This window comes from Acidocella sp. (assembly GCF_052326845.1).
Lineage (GTDB): Bacteria > Pseudomonadota > Alphaproteobacteria > Acetobacterales > Acetobacteraceae > Acidocella.
In genome coordinates, this window is sequence record NZ_JBKQJR010000155.1 from 1 (window position 1) to 11,021 (window position 11,021).

The following is an 11,021-nucleotide window of genomic DNA, read 5'->3' on the forward strand; positions in this document are numbered from 1 at the left end:
CTGGCCAAAAGACATATCGACGTCGAAACTCAGGCCATCTGGTCTTTTGCGCCCCTAGGCGCGCCCATTACCGTCACCTTCGAAAGCTCTCCTGCCGCATCGCGCTACCTGCTGCGCCAAAAAAACATTACCAGCATGGGTGACGCTGGTGACGGTAATGGGCGCGCCTATGGGCGCAAAAGACCAGATGGCCTGAGTTTCGACGTCGATATGTCTTTTGGCCAGGATGTAGCGGACAATGACGTCACGGGTTTGGTCCGGGGCACGGAGAATGACGGCGCTCGGGTCTTTCACGATGCCGCCGCTGTCAGCCCGAAAGTTGTTGGTGATAACGACAAATTGTTGATCCGCGGCGACAGGCACGCCGTTATGGCGCAGGTTGACGATGCGGTGGGCGTCTTCGCGCTTTTTGCCGTGAGCACCAAAGCGAGCGGGCTGGGTGATATCGATATCATAGGTGATGCCGGAGATGACGTCGAAAAAATAGGACGGGACGTGCGGGTTGAGCAATGGCTGTGGGGCGGGGTTGTCGCGGTCGATTGTGTTGAAAACTACCGCCGAATGTTCCAGCCAGTCTTGCAGTTCCGCGCCGTTCACCCGCACGGCAGCCACGGTGTTGGCATACATGTAGAGATCCGAGACGTCCTTGATGGCGATCGTGCCCGCCGCAAGGTCCACGTAATTGTCGGGGGATTTATTGCCCTCCTTGAAGGGGGCGGTGGCCGAGAGCACGGGCAACCCGGCGTTGGCGGCCGACAGCAGGGGTTGCGCGTACCAAATTTGGGCAGCGTTTACCAAGGCGAGCGAACTATCCGTGCCGATCATCGCAAAATAGCTGTTCACAGGGCAGGCGAGGTGGCCGATCGGTGTTCTGATCCAGTCCAGGGTTTTACGATGCTCGGGGGCCACCGCCGCATCCACTGCGGGGTCGTTGGCGGCGAGCGAGGTGACCACCTTGTCGTCGCGCACCGCTATGGGGCGGGTGGTGACGGAAAAATCGGCGACGCGCCATTGGCCATTATTCTGGGTGAGGGTGAGGTCGATGACCCCAAGTTCGCTGCCCCAGAACCCCGGCATGACGGCGGGGATATTACCCAATGTGCCGCGCACGGCGTCGATCCCGTCAATACCGGCGTAATCAGGACCAGGAAATACCCGATGGGAATGGCCGGTGAAAATGACGTCGATACCCGGCACGGAAGCGAGGTAATAGGAGGCGTTTTCCTCGCCGCCCTGGCGCGGGGCGGTGGAAATGCCGGAATGGCTGAGGGCGATGAGGAGATCGACCTGCGCGCGCAAGGCGGGAACGTGCAGGCGTGCCGAGTCTACAATGTCCATCGTGGTGACGTGGCCAACCAGATGGGCTTTGTCCCACTCCAGTATCTGCGGTGGAACGAAGCCGATGACGCCGATTTTAAGTTTTTGCGGGGTGCCGTCCTCGGCAGTGAATGTGCGCTCCAATATCAGGGTTGGCGGCAAATACGGCATGCCGTCCAGGTGAAGAAGATTCGCCGAGCAGAAAGGGAAATTGGCGCCTTTCAGCGCAGCGTCGAACAACGGCAGGCCGTAGTTGAACTCGTGATTGCCGACCGTCGCGGCATCATAGCCGAGCGTGTTCATGGCGCGGATGGTGGGGTGGATGCCGTCGGCCGGGAAGTTGCCGGGCAAGGCCACATAGTCGGCCAGCGGATTACCCTGGATGGTGTCGCCATTGTCGAACAAAAGGCTGTTCCGAACCTCCGCGCGGGCGGCGTGGATGAGGGTGGCGACTTTGGTCAGGCCGACGGTTTCGTCCGGCTTGTCGCGAAAGTAATCATAGTCCTCGTCAAAGGTGTGAAGGTCGGAGGTTTCCAGCAGGCGAAGCTTGATGGTCGTGGCGGCGGCCGCGGCAGCGGGGCCGGCCGCCAGGGCGGCAAGGCTGGCACCGCCTAGCAAAACATCGCGGCGTTTGGGGGTGAGGGTCACTGTGCGTCTCCACTGACATGGACGGGGAGGCTAAAGGCATGCGGTTGGTCGGGCATGCCAGGGAAAAAAGCCGGCAAATGCGAGGCGCGCAAAGCGTCAATTGCGGCTTCGTTCACCGGTTTGAGACCGCTTGGGGATGCGATGCTGGCCGAGAGGATCGTGCCGTCGGGACCCAACGTGAATTGCAGGATGCAATCGCCTTCCAGCCCGGCATCGATGAGCTGCTGGGGGACGACCAAATTGCTGAGCACGATGGCGCGGACTTGGCTGATATAGCGCGACATCACGGTTTGCTCGGCCACGGGTGAAGGCGGCGGCGCTGCGGTCATCGGCGCCGGTGGTTCGGGGACGGGCGGAGCCGGTTGCGGCGGCGGAGGCGGCTGCACGATGTGACGCGGATGGCTGTGCATGGCCGGGTGGTGCGGCTGCGGCGGTGGCGGCACGGGGAGTGGCGGCGTGACGGGCACTGGAGGTGTGGGCCGCGTGGGCTGCGGCGGTGGCGGTTTGGGCGGCGGTGGCTTTGCCACGGGAATGGGGGCGGGTTGGATCACCTGCAACTGCACCACGCTGGGTGGCACGGTTGGCGGCGGGCTGGGCGCAAACGCAAACGCCGCAACAGCGATCATTTCGACCACGACGGCGGCTAAAAAGGCACGTCCGAACCGGTCAGGTTCGGACGCGAAGTTTACAGACATTGTATTAAAAGTTTTTGTCATCAAATTAGAAGCTCAGGGTCACGCTGCCGTAGAACGCCCGCGGCGCCGCTTCCTGAACCGAAGCGTAAGACACAGACGCGGCGCCCTTGGCGAGCGGCGAGTTATACGGGCTGGCCGCCCCTGTAGCCACTTTTTCGGTCTCGGCGTAGGCATAGGCGTCGTAGGCGCGGTCCAGCACGTTATCGATATTGAACTGGAACTTCAGGGATTGTGCAGCGCCCATATGAACGGGGATGGTTTTGGAGAAACCGAGATTCAGCGTGAAATAGGCAGGCTCTAGAAGATCGCTCGTCGTGCCAGCGTCAGCCTGTTTGATGAACTGCGAGGTGACATAACGGGCGTCAGCATTCGCGCCCCAGCCATCCAGGCTCCAGCTGCCACCAAAGTTCACGATATCCTCCGGCACCAGGGCAACCGGCGTGCCCTTGGTGACGGTGCCGTCCTGAGCGATGCTGTTACCAACCGAGGAGATATCGAAGTTGCTGGTGAACACGGCATGGTTATAGGAATAGTTCATGTAGCTGGTGAAGTCGCCGACGTCAGTACCCTTGATATGCTTATGACCAAAATCCTCGGCGAGCTGGAGTTCAATGCCCTTATACTGCGAAGAGCCGCCATTCGCCGTCGTGGTCAGGCCGCTCGAAGGGTCAGTGGAAGTAATGAAAGTGTTGGTAAAGTTTTCGAGATAGAAGCCAAGCGCACTGTTGAAGCCAAGGCGGTTATTGCGGTAGCGCAGGCCCGTTTCGTAATCATCGACATGCTCGGGTTCGAGATGAAGCGGCTCGACCCCTGTGCTCTCGACGTTGCCATAGTACGCATTGATCGTCGGGAATTCGACATTCTGGCCGTAGGCGCCGTAGATCACCGTGTTAGGCAGGAATTCGTAGGACACGCCAGCCGTCGGCGAGGTGTAGTGCGAGGTGCCTGATACCGAGCCGCCGAGGGCATAATCCTTTGAGCCGGGATCGACGACGCTCTTGGTGTTGGCATACAGATACTTCACGCCGGGCGTGATTTTGAGCTTGTCGTTGAAAAGATCGATCTCGTCCTGCATATAGGCTGAGTAGATCGTGCGGGTATCATGTTCTTCCCACAACTCATTGCTCAAAGACTGCGTAATGACAGGATCCGAATTACTGACAAACTCGTCGCTATGCAGATGGCCGAGCGTGTAATTGCCGCCGACCGTGACGATGTTGTACGGCAGGTTAAATGTGACCTTTGGCTGGAAGCCGGCCTCAGTGCCGTAATTGCCGTAATAGGTGGTGTCCTGTTCGTTGGGTTTTTTTGATGTGCCTAGATTCACATCCCCGTTCGGAATGTAGAAGCCGGTCGCCTGATCGGCCGGGTTGCTATAGGCGTTGCGGTAAAAGTTGTCGGTGCCGAAGAAACCTTTGAGGTCGAACGTGGTGAAGTCGTTCAGCGCCTGCGTGGTGCCGAAAATGGCGAGATAGTTGGTGTCATTTATCGGATTATTGTACATGCTCTGGGGATATTGAAAATCCCGGCCGAATTTTTGCACGAGGTATTGCGGAACGTCATAGGTCGTCTCGCCATGGTTTTCGTTATAGACGAAATTGCCATAAATCTTGCCGGTGGAACCAGTATCCTGGCTGAAGGCATCGTAGAAATTCGAGTTGGTGTCGTGGTCGCCTTGCAGCCAGCCACTGGTGTTTTCGTGGCTGAATTCCATGACGTTTTTAAAGCCATCGACTTTGCCGGTGTTGACACTGGCGTTGTAGCCAAGCGTATCGAAGCTGCCGTAATTGCCGGTAATCGAACCGCCAGCCGTATCGGAGGGCTCAACCGGCTCATAATTGATCGTGCCGCCAAGCGAGAAATAACCGTTCGTCGCCGGGTTGTTGATGCCGCGGTAGAGATCTACGCCTTCAATATCCTGTGGAATGAGGAGGATATTGTTCGTTACCGAATAGGCGTTGGTCGAGCCGCCCTGGAAAATGTCATTGAGCGAAATACCGTCCCAAGTCTGCGAGAACTGCGATGAGTTGAAGGCGCGGAACGTGATGTTCTGCTGAACGCCTAGCGGACCGGAGGAGGTTGCGTTGATCGAGGGCTCGGTATTGAGGATGGTGTCCATCGTCGCGGCCGGGGATTTCTGATCGATCTCGGCTTTGCTGATATGGCTGGCGGCAAAGGGGGATTTCAGCGGGATTTTTTTCGCCATGGCCGCGGCGATGGTGCCCGTGCCACTGGTGGATTTGCTGATGCCCTGGATGGGGGTGGGCGTGCTGTTATCCTGTGCGAAGGCGAGCGACGAGCAGGCAAGCAGCGTGCTGCACGCCGTGCCGAGAAGTAGGCTTGTTTTTTTCACTAAGGTACTCTCCTGTTGTGCGGCGGTCTCTAGCGGCGATCGATGACAGGATGATGGTTGTTATATGACGAATTGTTTACGTTTCGTTAGCGACAAAATACGTGCAGTTAGGTAATTGTGATAACGCAACGTGAACCTTGAATTGATTTGCATCGTTATGTTCTGTTCACGGCGGAACGGCAACAAAATGGGCGGATGGCCCCACTTTAATCATGGCCCGAGCCGTGTGCGTACTGGATGTGTCAGCCTCGCCTTTTGCATCATCTACTGCCGGCAGGCGCCATTGACCAGTCGGCCGTCATGGAGAAGTCGTTTTTCGAACAAGGCTGTAGAATTCGACGTTCTATCGTTTTTCTATTTCTTATTACATTGTGAATTGACTGTCTAATCACCTCTCTAGCAGAAGGCTTGCATTCGCCGCACCGGCGGGGAGGGGAGAGTGTCTCTCCAGTTAGCAAGCAGCTTGCGTGACTTTGGTTCGAGAAGCCGTATTAAGGTGGTGTCCCTGCGACAACATGACAAAATGGCGACATTTTTATCGCAAAGCAATGACGATTTATTGTCGAAATAACAATTGTTGGCTTTAGCGGGACTCATATGAAATACAAATTTATGGCTAAAGACACTGATGTTTTCGATGGATTTTTAATAGTCTTCCGGCATTTAGCGCGGATTGCGGTATTGCATTATCATTTTTTCATACTAAGCAGCGCCGCCATCACTAACGGATTCCTCTGAATCGGAGCAAAGCCTTGACCGCCGCATACATCATTCATCTCGCCAATTACTCCGACGGAGTCCTCTATGTGCTCGGCATTCTGCTGATGCTGGCGCTCGCAGTGATGTTCGATCGTTTCTGGTCGCTCCGCCGCACCATCCTCGACGGTGACCGCATCGTTCAAGCCGCCGCCGGACACGCTGCCCTCGGTTATGGCGAGCTTGAACAGCTCACGCAGGCCGCGGGTCACCTCCCGGAGGCCGCCGTGCTATATGCCGCGCTCAACCACCTGGATACCGCCCGCGGCGAAAACCTCGACCAGCGGATGGATGAGGCGATCATGCTCATCGCCCCCAGCCTTGATCGCCGCCTCTGGATTCTCGATACCGTCGTTACCCTCGCGCCGCTGCTCGGTCTGTTCGGCACCATCGTCGGCATGTTCCATGCTTTCTCGGTGCTCGCCCAGCCCGGTCACGCCCCGGCTGATGTCACCGCCGGTGTTGCCGACGCCCTCGTCGCCACGGCCTGCGGCATTTTCATCGCCATGCTCGGCCTCGCCGGCTTCAACGCGCTCTCGAACCAGGTACGCCTTGCGCTCCACCAGCTCGACAGCCTGAAACTGCTGATCCTCAACCGCACCGACGCCGCCGACGCTCCCGTCCAGCCGGCATTGATGCGCGCACACCAGGCCGCGTGAACCGCCATGAAGATGCGGTATTTCGAGGCCAAGAAGGGCCGCGTCGAAATCATCCCGATGATCGACGTGATGCTCTTCCTGCTGGTATTCTTCATCATCATTACGCTGCAGATGATCCCCGATAGCGGCGTGCCCATGCAGCTCCCGGTCTCCAGCCAGACCCAGGAGCTCCCGCACCCGAAGATCATGGTGAGCGTGCTCGCCGATGGCACTATCAAGGCGAAGGATCAGGTGATGACAACCGACCAGCTCACGGCCTTCCTCCAGGCCGACGGCGATCCGGCCAAAACCGAGCTCACCATCGCCACCGACAAAGCTACCGCCTTCCAGCACTTTATGAGTGTCATGGATGCCGCGCGCGCCGCGGGCGTCACCGATGTCGGTCTCGCCGCGCAAGCTGGCACCGCTTCCGGGCAGTAATTCAAGCCGGGCCAGCCCAACGGTTAGGCTGGCCCGGCATGTAAATTCAGGTTTCCGTAACAATTTATGATGCCGTGTTGTTTGAGGTTAGAAATGGTTGAGCGCCGGAATTTTTTAAAACTCTCCGCCCTGGCCGCGGGATTTTCCGCTCCCAGCATCCGCCGGGCGCTGGCGTTGCCAGCAAATCACCAGACCGGCACGATCGAGGATGTCCAGCACATCGTCGTGTTGATGCAGGAGAACCGCTCATTCGACCATTATTTCGGTACGCTGCGCGGCGTGCGCGGCCATAACGACCGCCATCCGATCGTACAACCGGATGGCCGCCCGGTTTGGTTCCAGCCGCGTCAGCACGACAACACGCAACATATCCTCCCGTTTCATCTGGATACCTCGCGTACCGGCGCCCAGGCCGTCACCATGCTCGACCATAGCTGGATCAAGACGCATGCCGCCTTCGCTGGCGGGCTGTATAATGCATGGCCGGAACATAAAACCGACATGACGATGGGCTTCTTCACCCGTCAGGACATCCCCTATCATTTCGAACTTGCCGATGCCTTCACCATCTGTGACCAGTATTTCTGTTCCGTCGCCGGTCCCACGCATCCCAACCGCATGTTCCTCATGACCGGCACGAACGACCCCACCGGCGCTGGCGGCGGCCCGCTGGTCGATAACGCCGACGTTGTGGTTAAGCCTGATCTGCCCCCCTTCACCTGGACGACCTATCCGGAACGGCTTGAACAGGCCGGGATCTCCTGGCAGGTCTACCAGCAGGGGCTGGACTGGAAGGATCCGTACAACGGCAATTTCGGCCTCAATGTGTTGCAGGGCTTCAAGCAGTTCATCGACGCACCCGAAGGCTCCAGCCTGCAGCGCCGGGGTTTCTCGGTTCGCAATCTCGAACAGTTCGCCGCCGATGTGCAAGCGGGCAAGCTGCCGCAAGTTTCCTATCTCATGCCGCCGGCGGCCTTCTCCGAGCATCCCAAATATATGCCGGCCTATGGCGCCACCTATATTTCGCAGGTTCTCGACACCCTCACCGCCAATCCAGAAGTCTGGAGCCGCACTGTCCTGCTGGTCATGTACGACGAAAATGACGGTTATTTCGATCATGTCGTGCCCCCGCAACCGCCCACGCCGGTACTGCCGGGGGCGAGCACGGTCAGCACGGCGGACGAAATCCACAACGTCGTCAACCCCGCCCATCACCCGCTCTTCACCGCCGACAATCTCCCCTACGGCCTGGGGCCGCGTGTGCCGATGTTTATGATCTCCCCCTGGAGCAAGGGCGGCTACGTCAACTCCCAGGTTTTCGACCATACCTCCGTGATTCGCTTCATCGAGGCGCGGTTCGGCGTTTCCGAGCCGAATATCTCGCCGTGGCGGCGCGCCATCTGCGGCGACCTCACCACCGCATTCGATTTTTCCCGGCCGAATTCCCGCATACCGCATTTGCCGAGCACCGAGGATTATCGCGCCCGCGCGGATGCGGAGGTGAAGTCCCTGCCGGTTCCGGTTCCGCCCGGCCTCAATCAACCGGACGTGCTGATGCCGCAGGAGCCCGGTCTGCGCCCGGCCCGCGCCTTGCCCTACCGGCTGGAAGTCACTGCCACACTCACCGCCGATGCTAGTGGCGCAAAGCTGCATTTCGAGAATACCGGCGCGCAAGGTGCTTGTTTCTACGTTTATCAGAGAGCCAGCACCGCCGTGCCGCTGCGCTACACCATCGGTGCCGGTGATAGCCTGGATACCATTATCCCCCTCCAGGCGCGCGGCTTTGAACTCATGGTTTACGGGCCGAACGGGTTTGTCCGTACCTTTGACCGGGCCGGCGCCCAAACTGCCGCCCCGGGCATCATGGTGTCCGCCCTAACGCAACCGACCGGCGCGCTCGACCTGCTGCTCGGTAATGGTTCGGTGCAAACCGTCTCGTTCACGGTGACCGATAACGCCTATGGCGGCGGAGTAAGACGGCATGAAATCGCATCGGGCGTAACGTTGAGCGATCATTGGAACCTAGATGCCAGCCATCACTGGTACGATTTCACGGTCACCGCCGCCGGCTCTGCATGGCGCTTCGCTGGCCATGTGGAGACGGGGCATCCGAGTTTTTCGGACCCGGCAGCAACCATGCCGATGCCGACTATCGCTCAATCAAACAACGTCGCACAATCGGTTTGACCGATTGTTCCCTCGTTTATCGGTTCAGACCATGGCGGCATGAGCGCGTTGATGATGTGCGCCCGTATCGTCAGAGCCCGCATAAGTGAACGACACTCCCGTCAACCGACCGTGTAACCGCTGTCCACAACTAGGCCGGCGCCGGTTACACGCCGGCTAGTAAGCACTAAATGTATTAGGGATTCGATGATGCGTTTTGTCACAAGCCTATCCATCTTGGCGGTTGCCGCCAGCCTCGCGGCCCCCCGTGCCGAGGCACAGACCGCCATCAACCTTATCGCGCTGCAGGGGCTGGCACCATTCAGCACGTTGGGGAATAGCAATGCCGGCAAGGCTGCGCTGGCTGCCAATCTCGCTGTCACCGGAGCGATTCAAACCGGCACAGCTAACCAGCCGGGGCTGCAACCCCTTCCCGCGCAGCAGGAGCAGGCCCTGCGGGACGCCTTCATCACAGGCGGTGACGCGGCGGAGCTGGCGGATGGGTTGGGCACCAAGCTGGGTGGCATCTACCAGGCAGCGGCACGCTATTCGAGCGCCGATGACGGCAAGACCGTGCAATTCACCAACGTGGCACCTGCGGTTGGTAACCTCATTCTTTATACCTTCACGCTCACCGGGGCAGATGCCAATGCCGGGAAATTCTTTTTCGCGAACGGTACCTCCAAAGTGGGAACCAATCCGGCGGTGCCAGTCTCGCCCGCGGCGCTTGCCATTCTCACCGCTAACGGTGGCACCACCGACGTGTTCGGCAAAGCCTATGGTAAGCCGGCGGGCAGCTTGGGCGCAGACAGGTTTGGCGATTCCCGGCCGTTCCAAACTGAGCCCACCCTGCTGAAATATGACGGCACGGATTATTTCGGCGTGGCTTCGGACAACAGCGCGTATCTCTACGGTCCTCCCAAGGGGGCCACGTATTACGGCCAGAATTTGATCGGCAGTCCGAGCTTCCCCAGCGGGCACACAACCTATGCCTATACGGAGTCCACCTTGCTCGCGATTCTGGTGCCGGAGCGCTACCTGCAGATGATCACGCGTGGTGCCGAGTACGGCAATAGCCGGATCGTGGTAGGTGCTCATTACGCGATGGACGTGATCGCCGGCCGCACGCTGGCTTATTATGACCTTTCGCAATTGCTGGCGGACAACCCAGCGTATCTGAACCTGAAGGAGGGCAAGGCCGACCCGATCGCCAATTATGCGACGGCGGTCAAGGCTGCGCATGTTGCGCTGATCAAGGCGCTAGAGGCCGGTGCAGGGGAGAAAATCTCGGCGGCGGCGGCGGATGACAGCAGCCGGTTTGCCAACGGGGCGGCGGATGAGGCGTTTTATGAATCGACCCAGACCTACCGCCTGCCAGTGGTTTACCCTGCCGAAGCTGGTAAGGTTGAGGATGTTAGCAAAATTGCGCCGGATGCCGGGTATCTGCTGACCGCAGCCTTCCCCTATCTAAGCTTGGCGCAGGCGGACCATATCCTCACTATGACGGAGGGGCCGGGTGGCGGCTTCCTCGATAACGGGTCGCCGTTCGGCCTATATTCGCGGCTCGACCTATACAAAGCGGCGGCCAATGCGGAAGAGCTGCGCCCCAAAAGTTAGTAGCCGAATAGAGGAGGTGTCTGGGCGACGACAGTCATGCCGCGTTCCGCCTGATCGGAATTCGGACGAAGCCACCACCCGATTTTGATTTTGCATGACACGGTTTCGATCTCAGCAAGGTTAGAGATCGTGAGCTGAAGATTTGCCGCGTCGAGATTTTCCTCCTGCCGGTTCAGCTTGGTGGTGCCTGGAATTGACGCGATCCAGGGCTTTTGCGCCAGCAGCCAGGCCAGTACCACCTTGGCCGGAGTGGCGTTGTATCAGGTCATGCCCCAGGCGGTGGTGTAGGTGGCCGGTAATCGGCGTGCCGTAGCGACCGCCGAGAGTCTGGCGGAGGCAGGTCGATTGGCGGCCACCGGGGCGGTTTTTGGGTAGCATTGGGTTGCGAGG

The 11,021-nt window shown here is 59.1% G+C and carries 7 protein-coding genes and 1 pseudogene; 4 read left to right on the plus strand and 4 right to left on the minus strand.

Features of this window, described 5'->3' with window-relative positions; genetic code table 11:
• Positions 1–54: 54 nt before the first annotated feature.
• The 3 genes from ACLPJJ_RS10785 to ACLPJJ_RS10795 all read right to left on the minus strand — a co-directional run bounded on the left by ACLPJJ_RS10785 (position 55) and on the right by ACLPJJ_RS10795 (position 5,013).
• On the minus strand, positions 55–1,965 hold the full coding sequence (locus ACLPJJ_RS10785; RefSeq protein WP_443590982.1) for a bifunctional 2',3'-cyclic-nucleotide 2'-phosphodiesterase/3'-nucleotidase: 1,911 nt from the start codon (positions 1,963–1,965) through the stop codon (positions 55–57).
• Complete coding sequence (locus ACLPJJ_RS10790) at positions 1,962–2,591, minus strand: energy transducer TonB (protein ID WP_443590988.1); 630 nt, start codon at positions 2,589–2,591, stop codon at positions 1,962–1,964. Before ACLPJJ_RS10790 ends, ACLPJJ_RS10785 begins: the two co-directional genes overlap by 4 nt.
• Before the next feature lie 94 nt (positions 2,592–2,685).
• Positions 2,686–5,013, minus strand: a complete 2,328-nt coding sequence (locus tag ACLPJJ_RS10795) for a TonB-dependent receptor (protein ID WP_443590983.1) — start codon at positions 5,011–5,013, stop codon at positions 2,686–2,688.
• A 752-nt stretch (positions 5,014–5,765) separates the two neighbouring features.
• On the opposite strand from ACLPJJ_RS10795, the gene ACLPJJ_RS10800 reads away from it, so the two are divergent.
• From ACLPJJ_RS10800 to ACLPJJ_RS10815, 4 genes are all read left to right on the plus strand, one after another.
• Positions 5,766–6,428 carry a MotA/TolQ/ExbB proton channel family protein gene (locus ACLPJJ_RS10800; protein WP_443590984.1) on the plus strand — a complete coding sequence of 221 codons (663 nt, stop codon included), beginning with the start codon at positions 5,766–5,768 and terminating at the stop codon, positions 6,426–6,428.
• 6 nt (positions 6,429–6,434) lie between these two features.
• A complete protein-coding gene (locus tag ACLPJJ_RS10805) occupies positions 6,435–6,848 on the plus strand; it encodes an ExbD/TolR family protein (protein ID WP_443590985.1) in 414 nt (137 codons plus the stop codon).
• Positions 6,849–6,941: 93 nt separating this feature from the next.
• Positions 6,942–9,035, plus strand: a complete 2,094-nt coding sequence (locus ACLPJJ_RS10810; protein ID WP_443590986.1) for a phosphocholine-specific phospholipase C — start codon at positions 6,942–6,944, stop codon at positions 9,033–9,035.
• A gap of 186 nt (positions 9,036–9,221) precedes the next feature.
• Positions 9,222–10,631: a phosphatase PAP2 family protein gene (locus ACLPJJ_RS10815; protein ID WP_443590987.1), complete on the plus strand. Its 1,410-nt coding sequence runs from the start codon at positions 9,222–9,224 to the stop codon at positions 10,629–10,631.
• On the opposite strand, the pseudogene ACLPJJ_RS10820 reads toward ACLPJJ_RS10815, so the two are convergent.
• Positions 10,628–10,876, minus strand: a pseudogene (locus ACLPJJ_RS10820) (aldo/keto reductase); the annotation flags it as partial. The gene ACLPJJ_RS10815 and the pseudogene ACLPJJ_RS10820 overlap by 4 nt on opposite strands.
• Positions 10,877–11,021 lie beyond the last annotated feature (145 nt).

What these genes read in the sequence shown, in the direction of transcription:
- ACLPJJ_RS10810 (WP_443590986.1), top strand. Translation starts at nt 6,942, where the DNA reads ATGGTTGAGCGCCGGAATTTTTTAAAACTCTCCGCCCTGGCCGCGGGA.
- ACLPJJ_RS10790 (WP_443590988.1), bottom strand. Translation starts at nt 2,591, where the DNA reads ATGATCGCTGTTGCGGCGTTTGCGTTTGCGCCCAGCCCGCCGCCAACC.
- ACLPJJ_RS10815 (WP_443590987.1), top strand. Translation starts at nt 9,222, where the DNA reads ATGATGCGTTTTGTCACAAGCCTATCCATCTTGGCGGTTGCCGCCAGC.
- ACLPJJ_RS10805 (WP_443590985.1), top strand. Translation starts at nt 6,435, where the DNA reads ATGAAGATGCGGTATTTCGAGGCCAAGAAGGGCCGCGTCGAAATCATC.